Raw genomic sequence first — 26807 nt, 5'->3', positions numbered from 1 at the left:
TCATTCACGTCGACTCAGTAAAAGCTACGAACGTCTCATGCGTACCGACGAAACTTGGGTTTACATCGCTATGATTCGTATTATGTTGAGGAGACTAGCTTAAAACAGGAGTTTCCAAACAGTTTCTTAATCAACTCGAAAAAGGAAGCACGAAATAACGGCATTAGGAAAGCGATTCCAAACTGCTCGTGAACCTGGTCGCCCGCTGCCAGAACCCCGGGATCGCTTGATGTATGCCTCGCCAGCTCATCAATCCGACTCCGGATAATATGGGGAGAGAACACCGTTTTACTTGTAGACAGAAAGAGCTTACCGCGAGCGTTCCGTCATGAATTGGAATCAGGACTGGTAAATGAGATTCGATGAGATTCGACGTGTTGAGCAATGGCGTTTCACAGTACAAATATCAGCGGCCCAGGGAAGATGAACAGCTCCCGGCAAGCCTGGACGGTCGTGCAAAATTGTAGAACCAGAACCCAGCTATCTGCTTCTTATATCACCGATAATCGTGGTCTGTTCCTATTCTGCGCTGTTCTGCCAATCGCATTACTTCTGAATTAGAAGGCGTTCTTCCAATTTATCAATATCGCCGACATGGGGTATCGCCTGCGATTTTTTAATAATCTTAACCCCTACACCTTGTACCCCTTTAAATTTACCGCGCAATGTAACCATTAACTCGCCTCTGAAATCTCTCCCGGTTGGCGGCGCGTCTCCTTTCCAAGAATCGGAACAAAAGGAATTGTTTGATGAGATAAGAGCTGCCCACCGGATTTTGAAGAAGCAATGGGTAACAACCTTGCAAATAATTTATCGACCAGTACTCGTGAAGCTTCAGCTTTTTTGAAAATCCTCAACGGTAACGCGGTTGTTAATAATTCGCCTGACAGCAATAATGCGATTCGCATTAAGGGAAGGGCAAAAATGAGATAGAAGCTACACCAGATGATTTAAAGAAAAATAATAAATTCAAACATTAAAGGGTTAATAATAATGAAAAAAATAACAGCGACTTTACTTTGTATTACGATGTCGCAATACGGGTGTGCAACATCATCAAAGAATATATCAACATCCTATGTGTCACCTTTGCAATTTCAGGCATATGATTGCAATCAACTCTCATCAGAAGCACAACGCATACAAACTCGGGTCAGCGAATTGACAGGCAGACTGGACAAAGCGGCGACCAACGACAAATGGATATTGACAGCGGGATTATTGTTAGCTTGGCCAGCACTATTCGCGCTCGGTGGAACCAAGGAACAGGAAGCCGAATACGCCCGACTAAAGGGCGAGTATGATGCAATCCACCAATCCGCTGTGATGCGTAAATGCCCTGGCGTGATCACCCCACAACCCGTCACCGCAACGGCGGAAGAAACTAAAGTTGATGTCGCCACTGAACCCCAAAAGTAATATATACGACACAATAAGCAAAGCGCATTACACCGGATGACTTTCCATTAGCGCATCAAATAATTCGATTTTAATACGGACAATAAAAATGAAAAAACTGTTTGCTTTAACAGCATTATCAATCACTTTAACCTTCAATGCCCAGGCGGCTGATTACAAGCTAAAGCGCGGCACTATAACTTTGAGCAATGGCAATATAAATGATTCTGCACTAGGCATATTCCGACTCTCTGGCTCAATGAACATATCCGGTCAAGGGATCACTCAGACCGTAACGGTTTGCTCTAATGGTCCATGCCAGACAATTACTGCCCGAGCAACTATCCTCTCTGTTAATGGTAACAATGCAGGTGTAACCCTGAGAGATCATGTATTCGGCATTACAGACTTGACCTTGCTTACCATATCTCCAAACATCATCACCATGTTTGTCTTTATCGATGGAACAGTTGAAACTAACGAATGGGAACCGGTCAATGTATTTTCCAATACCAGCCATCAAGTGCTAGAAGGAGAAGGACTGGCTGAAACAACAAGTGCTGCAAACACCGGGCAAATCGGTGGCAACATAGCGGGCATGCTGAAATCCCAATCTGACAAATAATATTGACTTTTTAAATAAACGGCCGTACGGTTCGCGGCAAGTGCTAAAAACGGGAAAAAGGGGAGAAAAAAGGGGCGCTGTTCTTTATTGCCCGCCCCTTTTACTCCTTGGTTGCCCTCAAGAACGATAGCGTAACAATTCAACTTTCTCGGAATCATCACCTTCCACTGAGTCGGTCACACCTGATGTCAAATTAAGTCGTTAGAGTCTAATATTTTTTGTCCTAGCTTCAATTAATTCCGAGAAACTGTCGCCCTTCATGCATGCAATCGCACAGTTCTCTGTAGACAGCCTTTAATCGCGCCCGCTCAAAATTCTGCTCGACTGCCCGCAAGATACGACGCGCTAGCGGGCCTTGTCCGAGTATGGTGGTTAACGCATTCTGCCAGGGTTGTCTCGCCTGCTCTGGTATCAGCGAGGTAATAAGATGCTGCCACAACTCGCCTGCTTCACAGTGTTGCGCAGAAAAACCCATCAGCTTCAGATATTCCTGGTCTGTAATCCTGGCTTGCTCGGCATCACGAATACAATCTCGCAGAATCTTGACCAGAATATCCGTGCCGATCGCCTGCTGATCCGCGAGCGATGCGGTGCATTGGTCATACAAAGCATGCACGATGTCACGCACGACAGCAGCAATGGCTAGATCGGCAAACGGGCATTCCTGCACATCAATCACCCGGATTTCAATGGCATTGCGCACGAAACGCGCCACTGCCCCCCGCACATTGAGCCATTCGTGCTGCAACACACCTTCTGAATCCAGTGCTGCAATTTCATGATACATCGGGGTCAGAATCTGGCTTTCATACATGGCACGGCTCGTGATCGTATCCGGTATCACTTTGCCCATGCTCGACGGGATTCTCATTTGATGCGTCAGATAGTGATGCATGCGGCCATCCAGAAAACCGGCATGATGCCCTTCGGCAATGGGTGAGCTGGCAGCTAGCGCAGGCAGAATAGGTAACAGCAAGCGGACGGCGGCGTGCAGGCGGGCAAATTCGGCATCGTCAGCAAAGGGCATATTGAAATGCATGCTCTGCAGGTTGGCCCAGCCATGACGTTTGCAATCAAAAATCCGATCATATGCGCAGTAGATGTCTGCATTGTCGTGCGGCCATAACTTTGTTTCCAGCCGGGGATTCATCCAGGGATGCATGGCAGATGGCATCAGCCTTGCGCCCATGGCAGCAAGTTCTCCGTTGATGCGCTGAATCTCACTTTGAAACAACGCAGGAAGCGATTCAATCACGGGTTCCGGATGGGCATTCTTGAGTTCAAGCAGATGCAGCACGATCTCGTTGGACCAGGCCAGCCGCCCACTTTCGACTTCGGCAGCGTATTCGCCCGAGAGCTGGCGCAGCAACTCATCTGCAATGGGCACAACGGAAAGACTCTCACGCTCGACTATCATGTATTCCAATTCAACGCCATAGCCGGAAAAAGCGGACAATGTAGCCTCCATCACCACCTTCCCTGCTTGCGTCGATCCAATCGATGCAGGAATACTGTCATGATTTGCTGATACAGATCATCCTGGAGAATACCGTCTTCATTGCCCGCATCGACATTGGGATTGTCATTTATCTCGATGACATAGCAGCGCTTGCCAATCTGCTTGATATCTACCCCATAAAAACCATCACCGATCAGATTGGCTGCCTTGAGTGCCATCTTCACCACTTTGGGCGGCGCTTCTTCCAGCGATACTGCTTGCGTTAGCCCTTCAACGTAATCGCGTTTTTGTTCACCATGTTTGACGATCTGCCAGTGTCCTGGCGCCATAAAATACTTGCAGACGAACAGCGGACGGCGGTCGAGTATCGCTACACGCCAGTCGAACTCAGTCGGCAGATATTCCTGGGCCACGATTAATTCCGATTTGTCCAGCAGTTCGGTTACTTTTTGCCGCAACTCCGCTTCTGTCGTGACCTTGGCTACCCCCAGCGAAAATGAGCTATCCGGCTGCTTGAGCACACATGGCAAAGTAAGCGTAGGGATGACCTGCTCGACATTGTCCCGATGCACCAGCAAGGTTCTCGGCACGGGAACACGATGGCGGGTCAGTAACTCAGCCAGATAAACCTTGTTGTTGCACTTCAGGATGGAATTCGGATCATCAATCACCACCAGGCCTTCTGCCGCCGCCTGCCGCGAAAAACGGTAGGTGTAATGGTTGACATAGGTGGTATCGCGAATGAACAGCGCATCAAATTCGGGCAATCGGCCCAAATCCGCACGCGTAATGAATTCAACATGCATCCCCAGGCTTTCCGCAGCTTTCTCGAACTGTTTCATCGCCTTGGCATTGGACGGTGGCTCAGGATCGTTCGGGTCATGCAAAATGGCTAAATCGTAGCGTGGCGCAACCAGTCTGGGCGACCACGGTTTGTGTCCGGAAAAGTAATCCGTGGCGGCCTGCACGACAAAATCCTGGTGTTGCGACGGAATATCGCTTGCGGCGATGGTTTTGATGCTCCGAAGGCGCCACTGGTCACCGTGGCGATCAAAATAAGCGCGCAGCAACGGTGCCTGCAACAAATTAAACAGTTGCCGGCTGAGCTGATCGTAATGTTTGGCCACATTGCGGCCAAAATAGATACTGAGTTCGAAATGGTCGGATTTGATCAATACCAGCGATTTCTGTATCAGTTCATCCAGATTCTCAGTAATCAATCGCACTAACCCGGGAGAATGCAGATCCTCGATGGCGTTCACCCGCGGAAAAGGCTTATGCCCGCGCGCTTCTGCCAGCAGCGAAACGTAATAGCCAAGACTCTGGTAGCGATAGGATTTACACAGATTGAAAACCCGCGCTCTGAGCTGGCCGCCGTACGCGGGATCGGTCAGATACACTCTGGCGGACACCACCGCCACATCGGGCATATTCAGTGGCCAATCACGGGGATTACTCACGATGATGAGGATGCTCATGGCAGTTCAAGCGCTGGCTGGTCAAGGGTTGGTGGCGGATAGATGATCAGCAAGTTGGAATCATACGTTACAATTCCCAGCAGAATCGCACCGATTACCCGGTCGATATTGCTCCAGTATTCCTGAGTTGGCCCGTAGGGATCGGCTACAAGCAGGGTGCGCTTGGCGCGGTTATAACCGGTGATCACCACGAAATGCCCAGCGGGAGAGCCGCGGATATCATCCGGCACGTCATGCGGCCCATGTTCGCGCGCGGCGCGATACAAAAAGGTCGAGCTCAAGCCAGTCAGGATCGGTACACCACGGCGCAATAGGCCATGAATCAGGGCATGCGAGAGATCGGTCAGCCGCAGCCGTCCGCCCAGGCTCAGGAATTCCAGATAGCCTTCAGTGACGTAGCGCAATCTGCGATCCGTTTTGGCTGCATGCTGAAGCCGCAGCCGCTCGGCAATATCCACTCCGGCAGCAAACCAGGTCGGGTCAAACACCTTCAGATTGTAGGTATAGATCGTGGCCTGGAAACCATTGCGCAAGGCGTCGCACGCCAGAAAAACATCAAATGTGCCGCTGCCGCTTTCCAGTTTGCGCGTCCGGGCAATAATATCCTCCAGCGGATCATTCTTGCTCCAGTAGTTATAAACAGCATGCAGGCAGGTCGGGCCACAGGTGGTCTCATCAGGCTGCGGCAGTATCTTGACGGGCAAGTGATGTATCGGTTTCAGCTTGGCAATCATTCTGATCCGGATCCTCAAGCAGGAATAATCTACGTATCAATATTAAGCAAAATCTGAGTAAGTAGCTACTGTGTAGCACATTGCTTACTCATTCAGACTTTATCTGATGCGCTTTGTAGCTGATGGCGCGCAATTGCTCATATAATGCCCGCTCCTCCTGCGAAAGATGTTCGGGTACTTTCAACCCAATCCGCAAATAAAGATCACCCACCCGGTCACTTTTGAATACAGGCAATCCTTTTCCTTTCAGCCGCAGCACCGCATCAGGCTGTGTGCCAGCAGGTACCGTCACTTCAATTGAACCATCCAATGTAGGCACCTTCAGGGTCGTCCCCAGCACTGCATCGGCGACAGATAAATCCACAGTCTGCAGCAGATTGGTACCTGCTCGCTCAAAGCGCGCATCTTCCCGTGTTCGCACCACGACAAACAGATCGCCGGCAGTACCATCAGATGAAGGGGCTGGCATTCCCTTGCCGGGGATGCGCAACGCCATGCCTTCCTCAATCCCTACCGGGATTTTGACCGTGAATGTTTCGTCTTGCTCGATCTGGCCGCTACCATGACATTGTGGGCAGGGATGATCATTGATGCTGCCATGTCCATGACAGGCTGAACAGGGCACAATCTGCTGGATCAGCAGATGTTCTTTCGCCTCGCGGTGACTATATGTCATCCGTCCCGTTCCGCCGCATGTTTTACATTTGCGTGGCGCGATCCCGCCTTCGCCGCCGGTGCCATGACAAGCAGGGCAGGCCACCGGCCGGGTTAAATGGAGGACTTCTTCGCCACCGCTTGCCACCCGTTCCAGCGTGACATAAAGATCCACTTCGATATTGGCGCCGCGAACCGGCCCTGCCCGCTCCTTAGAGCGACGAAAGAAACTATCAAACAGATTACCCATGCCAAAATCGAAGTTAAGTCCACCGAAAATATCCTCAAAATTGATGCCACTGAATAAATCCTCCCGGCTGGTTCCGGCTACCCCGGCAAAGCCGCGCGCATCATAATCAGCCCGCTTGCCAGGATCAGACAGAATCGCATAAGCCTCGGCAATTTCCTTGAAACGCTCTTCAGCGCCAGGTTCCTTATTACGGTCTGGGTGATACTTCAGCGCAAGAGTACGAAAAGCATCCTTGATCGCCTTCTGATCGGCATCTTTGGCTACACCAAGCACCTCATAATAATCACGCTGGTCAGAAATAATGCTTCCCCTCGTTGTATGTATCGTTTGAACTCATTTTATGGATTGGAGATATTTCTACAACTTTTTAAGCAGCAGGGCAATTCATGCATGTGCTTTGCCACTGTCTCCATGCAATAGTCCTATGCTATGATGAAAATCATGATTTGTCGCTGTTTTCCTATCGATCTCCACCTTTTTATTACTGTATGCTTGCTCTATAAATCTTAAATACTTCTTTTGCCAAATTAGCGCCTATCGTTGTGTTTTTCATGACAGATACTCCTCTCTGATTTAATAATCATTGTCTCGCCACTTCAGTCTTTGAAGAGAAGTGCTCACTGCATCGCAACATTACTTGACGGTATTTTATTCAGGGCGCATTATTTTGATGAAAGGGCAATCCAGATTCACAGCATAACTACCAGCAGCGCAGGGAAAACAATATAGCTTCTAGTTTGATTTGTCTTCTTTCAGCCCAAAGTCCTGCAACGAGGCAGAAAGAATCGTTAAATCGAAATAAGGAAGGAGATCATTGCATGCAAGTTGGAATGATTGGACTCGGACGTATGGGAAGCAATCTGGTCCGACGCTTAACTAAAGGCGGCCACTCGTGCGTCGTTTATGACGTCAATGCCGACGCGGTCAAGGCACTTACGGGTGCAGGCATCCAGAACGCCGACTCTCTGGATGATTTTGCTACCAAACTATCTCAACCACGTGTGGTCTGGATAATGGTGCCGGCAGGCGTCACCGGCAAGACAGTTTCGGATCTGGCAGCATCACTGTCAGCCGGCGATATCATTATCGATGGGGGCAACAGCTATTATCGCGATGATCAAGTGCGCGCCAACGCGCTCAAGGCCCGCGGCATTCACTACGTCGATTGTGGTACCAGCGGTGGTATATTCGGGCTTGAACGCGGATACTGCTTGATGATCGGTGGAGAAGATGACGTCATCCGGCATCTCGATCCGATTTTTAAAAGCATTGCGCCAGGTGTTGCGACTGCACCACGCACGTTCGGTCGTGAAGGCGCACTTGGCCCTGAAGAATATGGCTACCTGCACTGCGGTCCAGCTGGCGCAGGCCACTTCGTGAAAATGATTCACAACGGTATCGAGTACGCTTTGATGGCTGCGTATGCCGAAGGATTCAATATCCTCAAGCACGCAGACATCGGTTTGCGTTCCAGGGCACAGGATGCCGAAACCACTCCATTGCGTGATCCCGATGCATACCAATACCATATCGACATCAGTAAAGTAGCTGAGCTATGGCGCCGGGGCAGTGTGATCTCATCCTGGCTGCTTGATTTAACGGCGGCAGCGCTTGCCGAAGATTCTGAGCTTAAGCAATTTTCAGGACGCGTATCGGATTCGGGTGAGGGACGCTGGACCGCGCTCGCTGCTGTCGACGAAGGGGTACCGGCGCCGGTCATCAGCGCTGCATTATTCGGGCGTTTCGAGTCCCAGGGAGAGGCCGATTACGCCAATCGTATTCTCTCGGCCATGCGCAAACAGTTTGGTGGTCACGCTGAGAAGCAAAAAGACGGGGCGAGGCATGAGTAAATCCAGCAACGCTCTAGCGCCATCCGATGCGCTGGTGTTTTTTGGTGCAACAGGCGATCTTGCCCATAAAAAGATATTTCCTGCGCTCTATGCGATGGTCAAACGGGACATGCTAAGGATTCCGGTAGTAGGTGTTGGCTTTTCAGGCTGGAATTTGGCGCAACTGCGCGAGCGGGCAAAAGACGGCATAAAACATTCCATTAAAAATATCGATCCCAACGTCCTAAACCAATTGTTTTCGCTGCTGCGCTACGTAGATGGCGACTATAAAAATCCAGAGACGTTTCAAACGCTCAGAAAAGTACTTGACGGCGCCTCACGCCCAACTTTCTACCTTGCCATTCCGCCCGTATCCTTCGCAGCGGTCATCAGGGATCTTGGTTCAGCCGGCTTGACTGAGCACGCCCGCATCATCGTGGAAAAACCTTTTGGTCGTGATTTGGCCTCGGCCCGTGCACTTAATCACGCCGTGCATTTGGTTTTTCCGGAAACTTCGATTTTTCGTATTGATCACTTTCTTGGCAAAGAAGCCATTGAGAACATTCTTTATTTCCGGTTCGCAAACTCGTTCCTGGAACCGGTCTGGAATCGCAATTACGTGGAGAGCGTGCAAATTACCCTTTCAGAGGACTTTGGTGTAGAGGGTCGAGGCAGTTTCTATGATCAAGTCGGCTGTCTGCGCGACGTGATTCAGAATCATCTTTTACAGATAGTCGCACTTTTGGCGATGGAGCCTCCTGCTGAACGAAATTTTGAAGCGCAACGGAGTGAAAAAGTCAAGGTATTTCAGGCAATGCATCCGCTGGAACCGGAAGATCTGGTAAGAGGTCAGTTTGAAGGCTACCTTCAGGAGCCAGGTGTCACTAATAACTCTGACACAGAAACTTATTGTGCCCTGCGGTTGTTCATTGATTCGTGGCGCTGGGCAGGAGTACCGTGGTATCTGCGCTCAGGCAAATGTTTAGCCGAAAGTGTTGCAGAGATTCTGGTCCAGTTCAAAGCCCCACCCCAGAAATTGTTCGAAGACGCCTGGCCGGTCTCTGGCCGGGCTAATTATCTACGTTTCAAATTATCTCCTTATCCCGCTATTGCTCTCGCCGCACGTGTCAAGCGAGTGGGAGAAGAATTTATTGGCGACCAAAAAGAGCTTTATCTCCTCAATGCCCAGCCAGACGAGCAAGCACCTTATGAACGTCTGTTAGGTGACGCATTGGCAGGTAATGGCGCACTTTTTATTCGACAGGATGCGGTAGAAGCTGCGTGGGCGGTTCTTAACGGAGTTCTCACGAGGCATCCGCCAGTTTACCTGTATAAACCCGGTAGCTGGGGGCCGAATGAGGCTGATGCGCTTATTAAAAGCCATGGAGGATGGCACAACCCGCAGAAATTTGATCAGGCGACGATTAGAGAAGCTCCTTTATGAAGGATTTCTGGCGGGGTGGATTAATGTTTTTTTATTGTAAACGAGATTGAAAATATGAGCGCGTATCGATTGATTATCTGGAACTCGCGACTAAGCGCACCCACTTCATAATTTATTCAATCCCGCTTAGCGTGAGTTAAATGCCGTGGGTAAGAAAAATGGCATCAACACGTATTCAGCTTGCAGATAAATTGAAAACTGCTCTTGAAGCTGATTTTGTCGTTTTGAGCGGTAAAAGTGCCAACGATTTATTCTTTGCTATCCAAGCGCACGGCTGCCTGGAAGCGGCAAACGCCGGAAATTGATTCATGCCACGAGGAAAGCCCATGACCGATGCTGAACTTGACCAGTTGTCCATCAACACCATCCGTACGCTGTCGATCGATGCCGTACAAGCAGCCAATTCTGGCCACCCCGGTACAGCCATGGCGCTTGCACCGCTTGTCTACACCCTCTGGAACCGCGTCATGCAGTTCGATCCACAGGACCCGATCTGGCCCAATCGGGACCGCTTCGTGCTGTCGAACGGGCACGCATCCATGCTGCTGTGGTCAGTGTTGCATCTGACGGGTACACGCGCAGTCAATGCAGATTACGAAAGACTGGGGCAGCTTTCGGTGACGCTGGAAGATATTCGCCGTTTCCGTCAGTTTGGCAGCAAAGCCCCGGGCCACCCTGAGTATCACTGGGTATCCGGCGTAGAAGTCACCACTGGGCCACTCGGACAAGGTATCGCAACCAGTGTCGGCATGGCGATTGCCGAGAAGTGGCTCGCAAGCCGCTATAACAAGCCGGCTTTCAATATCTTCGACCACAATATCTACGCCATCTGTAGCGATGGAGACCTGATGGAAGGCGTAGGATCAGAAGCGGCCTCGCTGGCAGGCCATCTTGCCCTCGATAATCTCTGCTGGATCTACGACAACAACCGTATCACCATCGAAGGCAGCACCCAACTTACGTTTACCGAAGATGTAGCGACGCGGTTCCTCAGCTATCATTGGAACGTCCTGCGATTGAGCGACGCAAACGATATCGAACAAATCGGTTACGCCCTGCGGCTATTTCGGAAAACCAAAGGCCGGCCCACCATTATCATACTCGACAGTCATATCGGTTACGGTTCGCCAAACCGGCAGGATACCGCCGCAGCTCACGGCGAACCGCTGGGTGCGGATGAAGTTCGGGCTACCAAACGCGCTTATGGCTGGCCCGAGGATGCGCAGTTCTTTGTGCCGGAAGGGGTACGTGAGCACTTTGCTGCTGGCATTAGCGCGCGGGGAGCATCAGCACATCATGCATGGACAGCGCTGTTCGCTGATTACCGCGCTCAGTATCCCGAGCTTGCTACCGAAATCGACCAGATGCAACGGCGCGAATTGCCGGCCGGCTGGGATCGCAACCTGCCGGTGTTCCCTGAGGATCCGAAAGGAATGGCAGGACGGGAGATCTCAGGTAAAGTGCTGAACGTGCTGGCACAAAACATTCCTTGGCTGATCGGCGGTTCTGCAGACCTTGGTCCATCGAACAAAACCTTGCTGACCTATCCTGGTGCGGAAGATATCCAGGCTGGCACGCCGGGCGGCAAAAATCTGCACTTCGGTATCCGGGAGCATGCTATGGCTGCGATCGTAAACGGCTTGTCATTATCCAAGCTGCGACCTTATGGTGCCACTTTCTTCATTTTCAGTGACTACGCGCGCCCTGCAATTCGCTTATCAGCCCTGATGGAATTGCCGACTATCTTTGTATTCACCCACGATGCCATGGGCGACGGAGAAGATGGTCCGACGCATCAGCCAGTCGAGCATCTTGCTTCTCTACGCGCTATCCCTGGCCTGACACTTTTGCGTCCCGGCGATGCTAATGAAGTCGTCGAGGCATACCGCGTCATCATGCAATTGCGCCACCGCCCGGCTGCCCTGATATTGTCGCGCCAGGCGCTTCCAACGCTGAACCGCAATCAATATGCGCCAGCGTCCGGGGTAGCGCGCGGGGCTTATGTGCTGGCTGACGCCTCTGGCGGCAAACCTGAGATTCTATTGATCGCAACGGGCAGCGAGATCAGCCTTGCCGTGCAGGCCCACGAACAGCTCGTCTCTGCAGGTATCTTCTCCCGCGTGGTATCCATGCCATCATGGGATATCTTTGAGCACCAGACACAGGAATACCGTGACAGTATCCTCCCTCCAGCAGTAAAAGCGCGCATCGCAATCGAGCAGGCATCCACCTTCGGCTGGGAACGCTATGTAGGCAGCAGCGGCCGTATCATAGGTATGCAGACTTTTGGCGCTTCAGCTCCACTGAAGGAACTGCAGAAAGAATTTGGCTTCGAGCCAGACCGAGTGACGGCAATCGCAAAAGAAATGCTGGGCAAGGGATAGCAACATCTGGCAATCGCTATGATCAAAAATGATTATTTTGAACCGCTTAAAGAAAGGTAATATTTAGATCGGTCCTTTGGAAAGAAGAATTTACACTACTCATTCTTTGCACGAGGTCTATTTTTGGCGTTCTGTACAAGGCATCGTATGCAAGCACCTCAAGCCACTTTTTCTCATCCAGCCTGGGCTCACGGCGGCAAAGACATGGTCGGCACCAGTCTCGGCTCTTCGCGTCTCTGGTTTACGGTTGCCGAAGGTATCATCACCGAAATCTATTATCCCCGTATTGATACTCCCCAAATCAGAGATCTGGGCTTCATTATCGCTGATGATCGAGGATTCTGGGTAGAGCTCCGGCGTCTCGAAGACTATCGAGTCAGTTTGCCAAAACCCTATGTGCCGGCTGTCGAGATTATGCACCGGCACCCCCGCTTTATCTTTACCCTGCAGATTTGCCCATTGCAACGGCGAGATGTCCTCCTTCTACGCTATAGCCTGGAGGGAGATGCAAATCTGCGCCCTTATGCGCTTTTGTCGGCACGCTTGGGTGGGAATGCAGAAAACAATCTGGCTTCGGTTGGTGAACACAATGGACGTAAGGTTCTGTGGGCAGAACAAGGACCTTTTGCTTTAGCGCTAATGGCAGGCCGGGAAGAAGGAGCCGATGCCTGGGAGCGCTGCTCGGTCGGCTGTATTGAAGAGAGCGACGGCTGGCAGGATTTCAACCAGCACGGACGCATGACATGGCAGTATGACAGCGCCGGCCCAGGTGCTGTCGCGCTAATGGGCGAGTTAGCAAATCAAGCAACTCTTGCTCTTGGTTTCGGAACCAGTATGCGTTCTGCAGCGACGCTGGCAATGTCGAGTCTATTTGAGGATTTTTCGACAATCTGGGATGCTCAGTGCCGAGTCTGGGAATCATGGTTCGAAAATTGCCGTCTTCCCGATTTGCCTCCTGATCTGCAACGACTGCTTGCCCTTTCCGGCATGGTTCTCAAGGTTCATGAAGACCGTACTTATTGCGGCGCCATGGTGGCAAGCCTCGCTGTACCCTGGGGTGAAGATAGTCAAAGCCGCGGCGGCTATCACCTGGTGTGGTGCCGTGATCTGGTAGAAACTGCAGGTGCGCTGGTTGCCATGGGTCTGCTTGAAGATGCCTGTGACATACTGCGCTACTTGATTGCTACCCAGCAGGCGGATGGGCACTGGTTGCAGAATCAGTGGCTTGGGGGTAATGCTTTCTGGCAGGGAATTCAGTTGGACGAAGCTGCTTTTCCAGTCCTTTTGGTTTCCGCATTACGCGAATGCGGTGCACTGGAAGGCATCCCATGCAAGGATATGGTCAAGCGGGCGTTATGTTTTATCGCCCGCGAAGGCCCTGTCACCGGACAGGATAGATGGGAAGAGGATTCGGGCGTAAATACTTTCACACTCGCAGTCGCTATTGCTGCACTGGTTGAGGGCAGCACTTTTCTCGATGGAGAAGCACGGGAATTTTCATTGCTGCTTGCTGATAACTGGAATGCCCGTCTTGAGGAATGGACATTTGTAACCGATACTTCTCTTTCTCAAAAGCTTGGCGTCACCGGCTATTACATACGGATCGCACCGGACGATGTGCTGGTGCACGAAGGTGCCCAGGCCGAGCATGTTCTGATCAAGAACCGTGCCCAGGATCCGAACTTACCTGCCGATGAGCAGATTGCAACCGACTTCCTGCAACTTGTACGCTACGGGTTGCGCCGAGCGGAAGATTCCTGCATTCTTGACAGCCTGATAGCCATAGATCAACTGCTGAAAATTGATACCCCAAGCGGCCCTGTCTGGCACCGCTATAACGGAGACGGCTATGGTGAACACCGGGACGGTAGTGCCTTCAATGGTGTCGGCTGCGGGCGGGGGTGGCCACTCTTGACCGGAGAGCGGGGTCACTATGCGCTTGTGGCGGGCGCAGATCCACTCTCCTATCTTGAAGCCATGGCAGCTATGGCCGGGATAAGCGGCCTTCTGCCGGAACAGGTATGGGATAGTGCACCTATTCCTGCACGTCATCTGTATCCGGGGAAGCCAAGCGGTTCCGCCATGCCCCTTGTTTGGGCGCATAGTGAATTTATCAAACTGTGCTATAGCCGTGCACGTGGCTACCCGGTCGACCGACCTGTCGCCACCTGGAACCGCTATCATGGAATACGCCCTCAAATTACTCATGAGATTTGGGGTCCACGGTACCGTCTGCGCCACATTCGTGCTGGCAACATTCTGACCATTGCACTCAGAATGCCAGCTCGCGTGCATTGGGGTATCAATTCATGGAACGATGTGCAAGAGATAAACACCAGGGATACGGGACTTGAAATCCACGTGGTTGATCTACCGGTCACCATGCTCAGAGGCGGTGATACTGTCCAGTTTACTTTCTACTGGCTGGACCGAAAAATATGGGAAAACACTGACTATGAGGTAGTGGTTAAAGAATAGATAGTTGGATTCCGGCAAAATCAGCATTCCCTCCGGTAATATCTCTGAATACTATTGCCGGAATCTATGATCCGCTTAATTGCCACAATAGATTTTATTAGTTATTTCAAACAGTATTGATGAGCAAGCCAAACAAACATTTAGCTAATTGGTTACTGACTCTGACGAGCCTTGCCATTATAACCGGCATGGGTCTCTATCTATTTCGCGCTCCGCTGCTAGCATCGCTCATCAGCTACCAGTTACGCGAACAAAACATTCCGTTGCAATCTCTCTCAGTTGTAGAGATTTCGCTTGATGGCCTGCTATTGCACGACTTGACAATAGGTACTGCTAACGAGCTGCATGTTGACACAATTCATGTCTCCTGGCATTTACGCGACCTGCTCGCAGGCATGATAGGCTCAGTTCAAGTGAGCGGACTGCAAATAGCGCTCGATCTGAGCGGTGAACGTCCTCCGTTGGGTTCGCTGCAGCCCCTGCTTTCTGCCAACGGCGGAAATTCGCACGCGATTATCCTGCCTGCCATCGCACTAAGGGATTCAGCTATTCATGCGCGTTCAGCCTGGGGTGATATCGTCATCGCGCTGGCAGGCGATATTGAGCAAGCTCGGTCAGGCATGCTGTCTGCCCGCCTGATCACTGAAATCGCTAGCCCAGCGGGCCGGACCAGAAGCACACTGACCGCAACCATGGACCATGATGGCAGCCTGCAAGGCAAGATCACAGTATCAGAAGGCGTGCTGAGCTTACCCGAGACACAAATCTCCAGCCTTACTGGCGAGGCAGCTTTCACACTGACAGGCATGCATCCGCAGCTTATCAATGCTGAATTCATGTTAGCCGATATCCATCTGTCTGCTACCGGCCAGACAGCGCAGGTGTTTGAGCAAGCCAGCATCAGTTTACAAATAGATGCCACTGATGCCCGATTAACTGGCGAACTACTGGCCGCTGATGATGCATTGGTTGCGCATTTACATGCGATAGCACGTGATTATCCTGCCACACCCGACATCGAGCTTGCTCTCAACGTGCGCGGCGCAGCCAGTCATTATCCATGGCAATGGCTTGGCGTTGCACAGCCCAGTGCAGGATCAGTGGTATTAGCGATGAAAATCAAGGGGCAGAGACTTCCTTTCCAGGAACTTCGCCATCATGGCCTGCATGACTTGAGCTGGCTGCGGCACAGTACGCTGACCGGACAAGCTCAGCTTGAAGTACAAACGCTCAGCTATCCACAAAAAGTAACCGGGCTAACAAGTCAGCTCAAGCTTGAGGTAGCCCTCGCCCAGGGTTCTGGCAGGCTCAATCTGCATACCGATGCGAATAGGCTGGCTGCCGGATCGCTGGTTGCACACCGGGCATCTGCTGTCTTGCCGCTGCAGATCCGCCTCGATCATGACAACTGGCGTATCGGATTGCAAAGGGCGGGACAGGTCAAACTTGATAAAATCGCCGCCACTGATGCTGTCCATTTGCAGGATCCTCTAAGCCTGTCCATTCCCCAACTGGAAATCGAACTGGTGAAAAAACCGCACGGCATGGCACTCAAACATCGCCTGACAGCAACAGCAACAACTTTCACCCTGCTGGCCGAACAGGACAAGGCTCAAGCAATTGAGGCACAGATTCACCCTGGGAAAATAGTCCTGAGCGGACAGCTTGAAACAGGTAAACCATCCCAAGGCCAGCTCGCCATCAGCGGTATGCGCCTTACCCTGGCGCAATCACAGATACAGCTGAATAATATAGCCGCAACGTTCCCCTTAGGTGTCACAGGCACGGACAAGATTGCCGATTTCACTATCAGTCAGTTGCAGCATCTGGCAGCGACGCCCCACTTTGCACCGATTTCCATTTCCGGCAGCATCAGAAACAAATCTGCGCAAGGACAAGCCGGCGTGTATTCGCTCCGTGCTGTCGGCGGCATCCCGGGCACACGCTATTTGACCCTCACTGGCGAGCAGGCGCCGGCCAGTGGTGACGGCATGGCAACAATAACGATCACTCCCTTAACTTTTTCAGCAGGCGGCTTGCAACCCCAAGCGCTTGCACCCGCTCTTGGCGAGCTGGAGGATGTGAGCGGCACGGTTAGCGCCAGCGCTCAGTTCAAGTGGTCACAGAACAGCATCCACAGCAGTGGCGTACTTGATCTGGACAATGTATCGTTTGTTCATCAAGCTGCCAGCATCAGCAATCTGAATGCGATATTGAATTTAACTGATTTATTATCGCCCAGGACGCCACCGCAGCAGACCCTCACCATTCGACGTATTGATCCTGGCATTCCCATGGAAAGCCTGGCGCTCTCTTACCAGATCGGAGGCTCCCCGCCTCGACTGGCCATTGATAAAGCAACCCTGTTCTTGCTTGGGGGAATCGTATCTCTTGGACCCACGGTCATCGATCCGACCTCTGCTCGCAACGATGTGGTGATAGGTGTGGACAACCTCGATCTCGCAGCTCTGTTCGATCAGATACAGGTGCAAGGATTGACCGGCAGCGGCCGTCTCGCTGGCAATATTCCGATCACGTTCGCAGGCAATCAGATCATCATACAAAACAGCCATCTCGCGGCACAAACGCCTGGCACGCTGCAGTTCCATTCCGAGAAAGCCGCGCAACTACTAGCCGGTGCAGGTAAAGAAATGGATCTGCTGCTTCAGGCATTGCAGGATTTTCATTACACTGAATTGTCACTCCAGCTGGATAAGTCTGCAACGCATGACCTGATAGCCACCCTCTCCTTGCTGGGAAATAATCCCAATGTGAAACAGGGACAGATGTTTCGCTTGAATCTCAATCTTGAAAGTAATATCGGCCAGATTCTGCAGGCCATTGGTCAGGGTTACAGGCTATCCAACGAAGTTTTGCGCGAGTTATTCAGGTTGCGTTAAATTTTATTGAGTCAAACTATCGCTATATTGTATGTTGTCATGATCACTGCCAGAATGAACAGCAACATCGCATCTGCAATCAATCAGAAAAGGAATGCAACCGTGCATAAAACTCATCGAATCAAAGAAATTTCATCGGCCAGCGCATCACTGCTGCTGTGCTGCCTGGCAATTGCCGCCTGCGCGCCAACAGTCAAAGTCGAAGCACCGCAAGAGCCCATCACCATTAACCTCAATGTCAAGCTGGATGCCGATATACGCGTAAAACTTGAAGAAGAAGCGAAGAAAGATATTGAAGCCAATCCGAATGTCTTTTAGCGCCCGAATTAGATCAATAAGGAGAACATCATGCTGCGTATGCCAAGCATACTGAAGAAAAAACCCATTTTGCAAATCGTTTGCACCACTTTACTGTCACTGGCACTCTATGGAGCGCCAGCGTGGGCCGACAACCTTGAACAGCTGCGTGCCTCGGGCGCGATTGGTGAAAGCCTCAGCGGCTACGTCGTCGCCAGAAATCCCAGCGCCCAGGCAGAGGCGAATGCCATTAACGCCCAGCGCAGAGCGATTTATCAGCAAAAAGCTGCTGCCCAGGGTGTAAGCGTCGATCAGGTGGCAAAAGTTTATGCTGCGGAAATATTCAAGAAAATCCCTGCCGGTACCTGGGTGCAAAAAGACAATGGGCAATGGGTGCAGAAATGACACCTTTATCAGGCAAATACTGATCGATGTTGAGCGGCTACGCCGCTTCCCGCGGCACCTTTGCCAGCACGCTAGCCACTGCCTGCTCAAGTCCATGTACGATGTACTCTTCCGGACTTGCGTCCTTGCCATGGCACATAAGATCTTGTGGCTGCAGTGGCGGTCCGAAGATCACGGTGATGGGTCGGAAATGCGGTAACACCGCGCCCACCGGCAGGGACTCGTAGGCACCGATAATGGCAGCAGGCACCACCGTGACCGGATAGCGCGATAGCAGCATGCCGATGCCCGGCCTGAACGGTTGCAGGCGTCCGCTGGCCGATCGACTACCTTCGGGGAACCAGACCAGATTACCTCCTCTGCGCAGAACCGCTGATCCGAAGGCCAGACTCGAAATAGCTTTGCTTTCAGGATCAATAGGCACCACTTGCGCAATTCGGCTCACCAAACGAAAAACCATATTGCGAAATGCTGCGCCGGTAAAGCCAGCCCAGTAGGTGCGACGCAAGCGATGATAATCAAGGACTGCCGCGAGTACAAAGGGGCCGAGATTGCTGACATGGCTACTGACCAGGACAAATTGACTGTCAGCAGGCACGTGTTCCAGCCCCGCTGCACGCACGCGAAAAGCACATCGCATCACCTGACGGTTAATCGCATAGAGCGACCGAGCCACACTCGATAGAAACAGGCCGTGCAGTTTCAGCCAGCGTTTCTGCTGCGGCGACAAAAATTCTTCGGGCTGATCGAGCGGCGTGGCAGCGGATCTAGCTGCAGAAGCTTCGCTCACCTCTCGCAGCAGATCGCGCACTGTATCGATACGACCAATGGCCTCTTCACTCAAGTCGATGCCGGTACGTTCACCGATTTCGAGTGTCACATTCAGCCATTCGATCGAATCGATGCCGAGATCAAGTTGTGGGCTGGTATTGAGCGTCAGATGTTTCGATGCATAACGTGCCGTGAGCCACTCCCAGACATTGCGGGCAGCAGGATCATCGAACAACGCCCGATCCTGCTCAGCGAGTTCTTCCAAAGAAAAAAATCCGGCGACTGTCGCGACCGATCTCATGGCTTTTTTCGCCTCCAGATAGCACTCTTTCAGGCGGTGGCGCTGCAGTTTGCCCAAGCGGGTGCGCGGCAAAGGATCACGTGTGATGCCATAATCCGTGATGCGTTGATACGAAGGAAGGGCATGTGCCGTTGCCACGAGCGCCTCGCGTACAGCGCTTTCAATATCGCTCTCTCGACGCCGGACCTCGCGCATCTCCGGCACGATGACAGCAACGAGCCGTCCTGCCTGCGCCAGGATGCCAAGCTCGCGGATGACGGGATGCCGTTGATAAATTTCCTCGACATCTTCTGGCTGAACGTTTTCACCCCCCTCTGTCACGATCAGCGTGGAGGCCCGTCCGAACAGGAAAAGATAGCCATCTGCATCGAACCAGCCGAGATCACCCGTCCGGAACCAGCCATCACCGGTAAATGCCTTGGCCGTTTCCTCAGGCAGATGATGATAACCTGCAAAGACGTTGGGCCCGCGCACTTGCACTTCGCCATACGCCTCCTCTTTTCCGCTCATTTCCGCGAGCGGCGCCAGGCGGACATGCACGCCAGGAAACGGCTTTCCGACGCTGCCGATACGAAGGCTGGCAGGATGATCAGTGCTAATGCCGGGTGAGGTCTCGGTCAGACCATAACCGATCATCAGTTGCCACCCCAGCCCATCGAGCTTCCATGCCAGCTCAGGATTGAGCGCCGCGCCGCCGCAAACGGTTAGTCGCAATGTGGGCGCAAAGTGCCGGTGCATCGGCCGGAACAACCATTGTCCCATGCGCCAGCCAAACACACGCCTCATAGACATGGATACCTTAAGCATGCTGGAAAAGAAAACGTGGGTGGCTTTGCCCTGAGCGCGAACACGCGCAGCGATCGCCGTGTACAGTGCATCATAGAGACGAGGAACGCCGATGATGATCGTGGCCTTGCCTTGTTGCAAGGCTCGCACAATTTGAGGGCCAGTCAGGGCATACGGCAAGACCATTGCCAAACCTAACGCAAGCGGTAACAGCATGCCGCAGACGAAAGGAAAAACATGATGCAAAGGCAATGGCAGCAGCAATCTGTCGTCAGGCATAGTGACGCGGGTTTGGCACAGTCCATTGAGCGAAAAAGTGATGTTGGCATGAGTGAGCGGCACGCCTTTGGGTCGGCCGGTGGTGCCCGAAGTATAAAACAGTGCCGCCGGATCGGTTGGGTTGATTTCGGGCAAAATCACACTTTCATTCCTCAGCAGCTGGCGCCAGTGCCGCGAATTCTTCTCATCTCCGTCCAACACGATAAGCTGCAAATCCTGGCCACCGGTCAAGGCCTCGAACCGGGATAGATGATCGGCTGTTACGCATACGATGCGCACTTCGCTATCAGCAAGCATGAATTCGAGTGTTTGTGTGCCGAGTTGCGCATCAATTGGCACTACTGCTGCACCCGTTTTCAAGATCGCAAGTGCCGCCAGTATGGTCTCGGCACGATTAAAAGCAAGCAAAGCAATGCGATCACTTTTGCCCACGCCGAGATTGGATAACCCGCGCGCAAGCGTCAAGACTTGGTCGAGCAGCTCACTATAGGTCCACACACGCATTCCCTGCTTCTGCAATACGTAAATAGCCGAAGATTTACGCCCCGCGAACGAGTCAATCAGCGTGCTGAGCGTTGCGAGATGAGGTATTTCGCATCCCTGAATGCGCTTGGACATGATCTCTCCCCTATTGACGGCAGGTTTACCCTCAATTGAGTCAGCTTAAAAAATGGCGATCAACGAATTAGACTCTTTCGTATCTTCCGCCTAACTGACCTGCTTTCCATACCAACGGACAACTCTGACAGGAAAAATAGTAAGAAGACTTTTCTTTACAAAGTTTTGTAGCAGAATTGAACATTTATTTTCCTCTTCTCCATCAGTATAATCCTGCCCTTGCTAACATACGATTAAATATTAATTTTTATCATTTCCTGGTAATACTGCCATGCTGCTGTGGTTCGTCATTTTCTATCTGATGGTTTCTGTGGGCATTGGTCTCTATGCGGCAACGCGCGTACACAACGCCAAAGACTTTGCTGTCGCCGGCCGCTCCCTACCGCTGCCAGTAGTGACTGCTACTGTGTTTGCTACCTGGTTTGGTGCCGAAGCTGTATTCGGTGTACCGGCTACTTTCGTAAAGGAAGGTCTGACCGGCATAGCTGCTGACCCGTTTGGTTCTTCGATGTGCCTGGTTATCGCCGGTATCTTGTTCTCACGCTACCTCTACCGGCTCAATATCCTTACGCTCGGTGACTTTTACCGCATGCGTTACAGCCGCACAGTCGAAGTGCTTACTTCGCTCTGCATCGTTGCGGCCTACCTGGGCTGGGTCGCAGCGCAGATCAAGGCGCTCGGCCTGATTTTTCATGTCGTCACCGATGGCACGGTAAGCCAGGAAACCGGCATGATACTCGGTACTGCTATCGTGCTCACCTACACCACATTCGGTGGCATGTTCTCTGTGGCTATCCTGGATTTTGTGCAGATGTTTGTATCGATGAGCGGCCTGTTTTTTATCGCCTGGATTATCAGCGGCAAAGTCAGCGGCGGTGCCACCGCGGTTATCGATCATGCCAGTCTGGCAGGCAAGCTTAATTTTTTCCCGGAAATGGACCCACTGAAATGGATTGCCTTCCTCGGTGCTTGGCTCACTATGATGCTCGGTTCCATTCCGCAGCAGGATGTGTTTCAGCGCGTCACCTCGGCGAAGAACGCTCATGTCGCCCTGTGGGGTTCCGTGCTGGGTGCTTTGATCTATTTCAGTTTCACCTTTGTGCCGATGTTCATCGCTTATTCTGCTACCTTGATCGATCCAACATTATTTTCAAAATTGCTACTAGAGGATTCGCAGTTGTTACTGCCTGCGCTGGTATTGCAGCATACGCCACTGGCTGCTCAGGTGCTGTTCTTCGGCGCAGTGATATCTGCGATCATGAGCTGCTCGTCAGCCACCCTGCTGGCACCTTCAGTCACTTTTGCCGAAAATGTGCTCCGTGGTTTCTGGCCAAAAATGAATGATCGCCAGTTCCTTTGGGTCATGCGCGCGACGTTGCTTGGTTTCGGCGCTACTGTGCTCGCTTTTGCACTGTATTCTTCTTCCACTATATTCGAAATGGTTGAAAGCGCCTACAAGGTCACGCTGGCCGGCGCATTCGTACCACTGCTCTGTGGCATACTCTGGAAACGTGCGACCACTCAAGGTGCACTTGCAGCTATTTTCGGTGGTTTGCTCTCCTGGCTCATGATCGAAATCCTGATTGGCGAAGAAAGCCTCGTACCAGCGCAGTTGATTGGTCTTGGCATTTCGGCATTGGGCATGCTCGCCGGCTCGTTGCTGCCACAGTGGGTTGAGCACAAAACGCCTGGCCGGCCTTTGCACGAATTGCAGCATCATGCGGCTATGAAGACGCATCATGTGACGCCGCGCTAGCTGCTTCCTATCAAGCCAGGCAAAAATTATTGCAGGGAATACCGCAAAGTCTGGCACCCCATTATTTTATAAAAAACTCCTGATCTTATTTTCTAAGCATTTTCCTGAGATCAAATTAAGGTTTTTGCTTATTTTAATTTTGATCAAGGAAGCGTACTTTTTGATCTTAGTAGATTAAATTTGCAATCAGGCTTCTGGCTTAATCCAAGTTATTTAAGGTGCTGGTACATATCATGATAAATCAGCGCTAATTTACGAAGAAGGAGGTTAAGTATCATGAATGCACTCATCACTTTGTTAGCTGCTTTTTCGATTTCCTCTATGCTGCTGGTAGGTTGCAAAGATTCCAAGCCACCACAGCCTTCTGAAATAATTTGTGGCACTATCCAGGGACTGACATGCCCTGATCAGCAGTATTGTGATCTTGGTGTCGGCCAATGCCAAGTTGCTGATGCGCAAGGGGTCTGCAAAACTAAACCAACGATATGCACAAGGGAGTACAACCCGGTTTGTGGCTGCGACGGTAAGACTTATGGTAATGCATGTGAGGCGGCCGCTGCAGGTATTTCCATTGATCATGCGGGCGAATGCAAACCAGCGCAACCCCAGGCGTGTGGTGGTATTGCAGGCATTCCATGTCCAGAAGATCAGACTTGTATTGATGATCCAAGTGATGACTGTGACCCTGCGCAAGGTGGAGCGGATTGTCCAGGAGTATGCATGGCTAAGTAGATAGCTTCAGAATTTGAAAAAATGAACGCTAAGGAATGACTGTTTGAGTTTGATCTGACGATCAGAGATGCATCCAATGACAGCAGAGTGATTTAAGGGCACTGTGATGTGACTATCGTCACTGAATAAACGTACTTTTATGTTTGTGCACTGCCCCTCTGAATAGGAGATGGAATCATGAATGTAAGACATATCTACCTCAAAATCGAGGCAGTATCGAACTACAGTCCCGTTGCCCCCGACGATGCCGAGCATCATAAGCATCGGCTTGATTGCATGAGAAACATGGCGCATCTGGACGCTACCATTCCACAAGCGGAAGTAGACCGGCGTTCACTGGATGCCTTGGTCTACCGCGAATATCTGGATGACGCCTATACCATAATAAAAAATACGCCCCTCGTTGCTGCGGATATCAATGAACCTCGGGTCGAGCGGAGAATTCCCGGAACAGTCATCTATACGCAGCCGGGTGAGAGGCTTTATGTCCATGTGCTAAACGGCGATAGCCAGCCTCACAGTCTTCATGTGCACGGCCTGCATTACGGCATAGACTCAGATGGTTCTTGGCCTTTTGGCGTGCAGGACCATGCTGGATTTAATCGCAGCGATGCGATTTGTCCTGGCGGCCAGTGGTGCTACATCTTCGATGTGAAAGAAGACGCCATCGGAGCATGGCCTTTCCATGACCATCATATGCACATCGAGGAAGTTGTAAAGCGTGGACTTTTCGGTGGTATTGTGGTTCGTGATCCCCACTGCGAGAAAGCAGACCTTGAAGTGCCCATTTTTTTTCACCGCCTCACGGCTAAGGTTGGAAATGCACTTTTCGATAGTGGTTCACTTAATGCAGGCGATCTATTTACTTTCACTTTCAACCAGGAAGGTACTTTCGAATACTACTGCCGTTTCCATCCGATGCAGGGACGTGTGCGCGTCACGGCGACAGGACCTCTGACAGCAACCATCAATATTCTGGATACGCCACCACGTTTCGAACCTGATGATATAACAGTTGGCGTGGGCGCTGTGGTTACGTGGAATCATGTGGGTAATCAACCCCATACTGTCACCGAGCGCAGCGGTGCCGGACTGGAGTCATTTGCTATCAACGGGCGCACCTTCGTGGGAAATACCCCTACTATTGTGGCTGAATACGGCGCGCGCGTGCGCTGGTATGTGTTCAATCTGGATTTGAGTATGGTATGGCACAATTTCCATTTGCATGGGCAACGGTGGCGATGGGGCAGTGAATGGGTTGATACACGCTCGCTCGGACCTGCCGAGTCGTTTGTCGCCGATACCATCGTGCCACCGGTAATCCTCCAGCCTGTGCCGCTTGAATGCGAGTGCAAACCGCATGAGGGCCAAGAAGATCATCATTCTTCTTCAACCGCAAGCGAACAGGAACATCCAGCGCACTTTTTACAGTCTACGGATCAGCCTAAATACTCATCGACAGATGCTTACGCTGAGCAATATAAGGAAAAGCGTAAAAAATACCGGCTACAAGGTGATTTCCTGATTCACTGCCATGTAGAGATGCATATGATGGAAGGCATGGCGGCAGTGCTGCGTGCTACTCAGGAAGTCGAGCTGAGCAACGAGGAACTTGACAAAATCTGTTACCAGCTGCCGACAGTGCATGTGCACCAATGCCCGGAAGTAGATCCTCATCCATGCGGCGCACATGGCCATGACAGTTGGGAACTATTGGATCCATCGCCAATCTTCGTGGTTCACGGAGCATTATTGAATACGGGTCATGTATTACTCTTTTCAGGCGCAACAGAAAGCCCTGATCGAGTCGAGTTTCCACTTGAAGCCCGTATCTGGGATCCGGCAAGCAAGCAGATCATGCCTGGAATCATCCCTCTGCCGGAAGATCTTTTCTGCAGCGGCCACACTTTTTTAAGCGATGGACGCTTACTCGTCATCGGTGGAGACACAACTCCAACGGGTCAGGGACATACTAACAATCGATGTTACATTTTCACACCCAATACCACAAACCCCGATAGCGGAACGTTTGCTCCAGCCGCCAGCATGACACACGCGCGTTGGTATCCGACAGCGTTGAGCCTGAATGACGGACGTGTACTCGCATTTTCTGGCGGACACCCTGTCGCAGCAGAAGTAGAGGTATTCGACGGCGGCGCGTGGACAGCAATCGCCGGGGCAAACCGCTTATTCGATGAACTGTATCCCGGCATGCATCTCCTGCCTTCCGGAGAAATTTTCTATACGCGTGCTGGCTGGGCCGGTGCAGCAGGAACCCAGACCGCTTATTTGACCCTGACCGGACCGAACAATGGCAGTTGGACCGATTATGGACAGCAGCAATTTTACGACCGCCAGGAAGGCATGAGCCTCCTCATGATTGATACGACCGTAAATCCGGAACGTACACGCCTGTACGTATTTGGCGGCGGGGTAGCAGGCCCCGCCATTGCGCGCAATAATGCGACTGCTGAAGTAATCGAATTCAGCGGCGGCATTGCCGGCTCGGTATGGACACGGATCGCCGACATGAATTTTGGTCGCACCAATGTGAATGCTGTAGTGTTGCCTACCGGTAAGGTACTTATCATAGGCGGTCACAGCAATGGCCAGAAGTGGTCACCCACGCCGGTGCTGGAAACAGAAAGCTATGATCCAGCTACGGATAGCTGGACAGTAGGCGCGCCATTAAACTTCCCACGTCAGTATCACTCGGTATGTATTCTGCTGCCGGACGGCAGAGTGCTGGCAGCAGGCGGCGTCGCGCCAGGCACCGCAGATGAAAACCAGAACTCGGTGGAGCTTTATTCACCAGATTATCTTAGCTTGGGTGCACGGCCAGTCATATCGAATGCGCCATCCTCTGTCACCTATGCGAGCATTTTTGTGATCGAAACGCCGCAAGCTACTGATATCAATGCAGTGGTATTGATCGCACCGATTGCGGTAACACACCATACTGATGCTGGTCAGCGTTACATCAAACTGCCTGTCCATCCGCAGACTGCCACCACCATAGAAATCGAAGCGCCAGCACATGGCAATATTGCGCCACCAGGATACTACATGCTGTTTATCGTCAATAATCAGGGAGTGCCATCAGAAGCGAGGTTTGTAATGATTACTTAGTTTTATAGTTGATAGTAAGAAAACATGGTGGCGCCAATGAGGCATATGCCCTAATAACCACACTATACAAGGAGATATTCTCATGAAAACAAGGGTATAA

General features: G+C 51.6%; 19 protein-coding genes and 1 pseudogene. 14 read left to right on the top strand and 6 right to left on the bottom strand.

Features of this window, described 5'->3' with window-relative positions:
- A pseudogene (locus J5I83_RS02480) lies at positions 1–103 on the top strand (IS5/IS1182 family transposase); the annotation flags it as partial.
- A 443-nt stretch (positions 104–546) separates the two neighbouring features.
- Here the strand turns inward: J5I83_RS02480 and J5I83_RS02475 are convergent.
- Positions 547–675 carry a hypothetical protein gene (locus tag J5I83_RS02475; RefSeq protein WP_304053038.1) on the bottom strand — a complete coding sequence of 43 codons (129 nt, stop codon included), beginning with the start codon at positions 673–675 and terminating at the stop codon, positions 547–549.
- Positions 676–993: 318 nt separating this feature from the next.
- Here J5I83_RS02475 and J5I83_RS02470 point away from each other — a divergent pair, with 318 nt between their 5' ends.
- Both J5I83_RS02470 and J5I83_RS02465 read left to right on the top strand, forming a co-directional pair.
- Positions 994–1419 carry a hypothetical protein gene (locus J5I83_RS02470; RefSeq protein ID WP_304053037.1) on the top strand — a complete coding sequence of 142 codons (426 nt, stop codon included), beginning with the start codon at positions 994–996 and terminating at the stop codon, positions 1417–1419.
- An 88-nt stretch (positions 1420–1507) separates the two neighbouring features.
- A complete protein-coding gene (locus J5I83_RS02465) occupies positions 1508–2023 on the top strand; it encodes a hypothetical protein (protein WP_304053036.1) in 516 nt (171 codons plus the stop codon).
- Between the two features lie 229 nt (positions 2024–2252).
- Here the strand turns inward: J5I83_RS02465 and J5I83_RS02460 are convergent, their stop codons facing one another.
- The 4 genes from J5I83_RS02460 to J5I83_RS02445 form a co-directional block, all read right to left on the bottom strand.
- Positions 2253–3491 carry a glutamate-cysteine ligase family protein gene (locus J5I83_RS02460; RefSeq protein WP_304053034.1) on the bottom strand — a complete coding sequence of 413 codons (1239 nt, stop codon included), beginning with the start codon at positions 3489–3491 and terminating at the stop codon, positions 2253–2255.
- Entirely contained in the window at positions 3491–4960 is a 1470-nt protein-coding gene (locus J5I83_RS02455; protein ID WP_304053033.1) for a RimK family protein, read from the bottom strand. The genes J5I83_RS02460 and J5I83_RS02455 overlap by 1 nt, the downstream gene beginning before the upstream one ends.
- Complete coding sequence (locus tag J5I83_RS02450) at positions 4957–5694, bottom strand: C39 family peptidase (protein WP_304053032.1); 738 nt, start codon at positions 5692–5694, stop codon at positions 4957–4959. Before J5I83_RS02450 ends, J5I83_RS02455 begins: the two co-directional genes overlap by 4 nt.
- An 88-nt stretch (positions 5695–5782) precedes the next feature.
- On the bottom strand, positions 5783–6871 hold the full coding sequence (locus J5I83_RS02445; protein ID WP_304053031.1) for a DnaJ C-terminal domain-containing protein: 1089 nt from the start codon (positions 6869–6871) through the stop codon (positions 5783–5785).
- 545 nt (positions 6872–7416) lie between these two features.
- Between J5I83_RS02445 and gnd the strand changes: the two genes are divergently transcribed.
- The 8 genes from gnd to J5I83_RS02405 all read left to right on the top strand — a co-directional run bounded on the left by gnd (position 7417) and on the right by J5I83_RS02405 (position 18335).
- On the top strand, positions 7417–8448 hold the full coding sequence (gene gnd / locus J5I83_RS02440; protein WP_304053030.1) for a phosphogluconate dehydrogenase (NAD(+)-dependent, decarboxylating): 1032 nt from the start codon (positions 7417–7419) through the stop codon (positions 8446–8448).
- A complete protein-coding gene (zwf, locus tag J5I83_RS02435) occupies positions 8441–9871 on the top strand; it encodes a glucose-6-phosphate dehydrogenase (protein WP_304053028.1) in 1431 nt (476 codons plus the stop codon). Before gnd ends, zwf begins: the two co-directional genes overlap by 8 nt.
- 158 nt (positions 9872–10029) lie before the next feature.
- On the top strand, positions 10030–10176 hold the full coding sequence (locus J5I83_RS02430) for a hypothetical protein (protein ID WP_304053026.1): 147 nt from the start codon (positions 10030–10032) through the stop codon (positions 10174–10176).
- A gap of 3 nt (positions 10177–10179) precedes the next feature.
- The gene (gene tkt / locus J5I83_RS02425; RefSeq protein WP_369683384.1) at positions 10180–12255 is read left to right on the top strand and encodes a transketolase; all 2076 of its coding nucleotides are present in this window, start codon (positions 10180–10182) and stop codon (positions 12253–12255) included.
- A 147-nt stretch (positions 12256–12402) separates the two neighbouring features.
- A complete protein-coding gene (locus J5I83_RS02420; RefSeq protein WP_304053022.1) occupies positions 12403–14733 on the top strand; it encodes a glycoside hydrolase family 15 protein in 2331 nt (776 codons plus the stop codon).
- Between the two features lie 119 nt (positions 14734–14852).
- Complete coding sequence (locus tag J5I83_RS02415; protein ID WP_304053020.1) at positions 14853–17633, top strand: YdbH domain-containing protein; 2781 nt, start codon at positions 14853–14855, stop codon at positions 17631–17633.
- A gap of 6 nt (positions 17634–17639) precedes the next feature.
- On the top strand, positions 17640–17951 hold the full coding sequence (locus J5I83_RS02410; protein WP_304053018.1) for a YnbE family lipoprotein: 312 nt from the start codon (positions 17640–17642) through the stop codon (positions 17949–17951).
- 30 nt (positions 17952–17981) lie between these two features.
- Positions 17982–18335, top strand: coding sequence for a YdbL family protein (locus tag J5I83_RS02405; protein ID WP_304053016.1), 354 nt, complete (start codon positions 17982–17984; stop codon positions 18333–18335).
- A 37-nt stretch (positions 18336–18372) separates the two neighbouring features.
- Here the strand turns inward: J5I83_RS02405 and J5I83_RS02400 are convergent, their stop codons facing one another.
- On the bottom strand, positions 18373–21090 hold the full coding sequence (locus J5I83_RS02400) for an AMP-binding protein (protein ID WP_304053014.1): 2718 nt from the start codon (positions 21088–21090) through the stop codon (positions 18373–18375).
- 271 nt (positions 21091–21361) lie between these two features.
- Here J5I83_RS02400 and J5I83_RS02395 point away from each other — a divergent pair, with 271 nt between their 5' ends.
- From J5I83_RS02395 to J5I83_RS02385, 3 genes are all read left to right on the top strand, one after another.
- Positions 21362–22846, top strand: a complete 1485-nt coding sequence (locus J5I83_RS02395; protein WP_304053012.1) for a sodium:solute symporter family protein — start codon at positions 21362–21364, stop codon at positions 22844–22846.
- A gap of 276 nt (positions 22847–23122) precedes the next feature.
- Positions 23123–23578 (top strand): Kazal-type serine protease inhibitor family protein, encoded by a 456-nt coding sequence (locus tag J5I83_RS02390; protein ID WP_304053010.1) that lies wholly within the window; start codon positions 23123–23125, stop codon positions 23576–23578.
- Between the two features lie 177 nt (positions 23579–23755).
- A complete protein-coding gene (locus J5I83_RS02385) occupies positions 23756–26707 on the top strand; it encodes a galactose oxidase-like domain-containing protein (protein WP_304053008.1) in 2952 nt (983 codons plus the stop codon).
- The last annotated feature ends 100 nt before the right edge of the window (positions 26708–26807 follow it).

It is taken from the genome of Nitrosomonas communis (assembly GCF_024102715.1).
GTDB classification, from domain to species: domain Bacteria; phylum Pseudomonadota; class Gammaproteobacteria; order Burkholderiales; family Nitrosomonadaceae; genus Nitrosomonas; species Nitrosomonas communis_B.
The sequence above is the reverse complement of the archived record's forward strand: the minus strand, read 5'-3'. Positions and strand labels throughout refer to the sequence as shown.

Excerpts from the sequence above, each read along its gene's own strand:
- J5I83_RS02475 (WP_304053038.1), bottom strand. The coding sequence starts at position 675 with ATGGTTACATTGCGCGGTAAATTTAAAGGGGTACAAGGTGTAGGGGTT.
- J5I83_RS02470 (WP_304053037.1), top strand. The coding sequence starts at position 994 with ATGAAAAAAATAACAGCGACTTTACTTTGTATTACGATGTCGCAATAC.
- J5I83_RS02465 (WP_304053036.1), top strand. The coding sequence starts at position 1,508 with ATGAAAAAACTGTTTGCTTTAACAGCATTATCAATCACTTTAACCTTC.
- J5I83_RS02460 (WP_304053034.1), bottom strand. The coding sequence starts at position 3,491 with ATGGAGGCTACATTGTCCGCTTTTTCCGGCTATGGCGTTGAATTGGAA.
- J5I83_RS02455 (WP_304053033.1), bottom strand. The coding sequence starts at position 4,960 with ATGAGCATCCTCATCATCGTGAGTAATCCCCGTGATTGGCCACTGAAT.
- J5I83_RS02450 (WP_304053032.1), bottom strand. The coding sequence starts at position 5,694 with ATGATTGCCAAGCTGAAACCGATACATCACTTGCCCGTCAAGATACTG.
- gnd (WP_304053030.1), top strand. The coding sequence starts at position 7,417 with ATGCAAGTTGGAATGATTGGACTCGGACGTATGGGAAGCAATCTGGTC.
- zwf (WP_304053028.1), top strand. The coding sequence starts at position 8,441 with ATGAGTAAATCCAGCAACGCTCTAGCGCCATCCGATGCGCTGGTGTTT.
- J5I83_RS02430 (WP_304053026.1), top strand. The coding sequence starts at position 10,030 with ATGGCATCAACACGTATTCAGCTTGCAGATAAATTGAAAACTGCTCTT.
- tkt (WP_369683384.1), top strand. The coding sequence starts at position 10,180 with ATGCCACGAGGAAAGCCCATGACCGATGCTGAACTTGACCAGTTGTCC.
- J5I83_RS02420 (WP_304053022.1), top strand. The coding sequence starts at position 12,403 with ATGCAAGCACCTCAAGCCACTTTTTCTCATCCAGCCTGGGCTCACGGC.
- J5I83_RS02415 (WP_304053020.1), top strand. The coding sequence starts at position 14,853 with ATGAGCAAGCCAAACAAACATTTAGCTAATTGGTTACTGACTCTGACG.
- J5I83_RS02405 (WP_304053016.1), top strand. The coding sequence starts at position 17,982 with ATGCTGCGTATGCCAAGCATACTGAAGAAAAAACCCATTTTGCAAATC.
- J5I83_RS02400 (WP_304053014.1), bottom strand. The coding sequence starts at position 21,090 with ATGTCCAAGCGCATTCAGGGATGCGAAATACCTCATCTCGCAACGCTC.
- J5I83_RS02395 (WP_304053012.1), top strand. The coding sequence starts at position 21,362 with ATGCTGCTGTGGTTCGTCATTTTCTATCTGATGGTTTCTGTGGGCATT.
- J5I83_RS02390 (WP_304053010.1), top strand. The coding sequence starts at position 23,123 with ATGAATGCACTCATCACTTTGTTAGCTGCTTTTTCGATTTCCTCTATG.
- J5I83_RS02385 (WP_304053008.1), top strand. The coding sequence starts at position 23,756 with ATGAATGTAAGACATATCTACCTCAAAATCGAGGCAGTATCGAACTAC.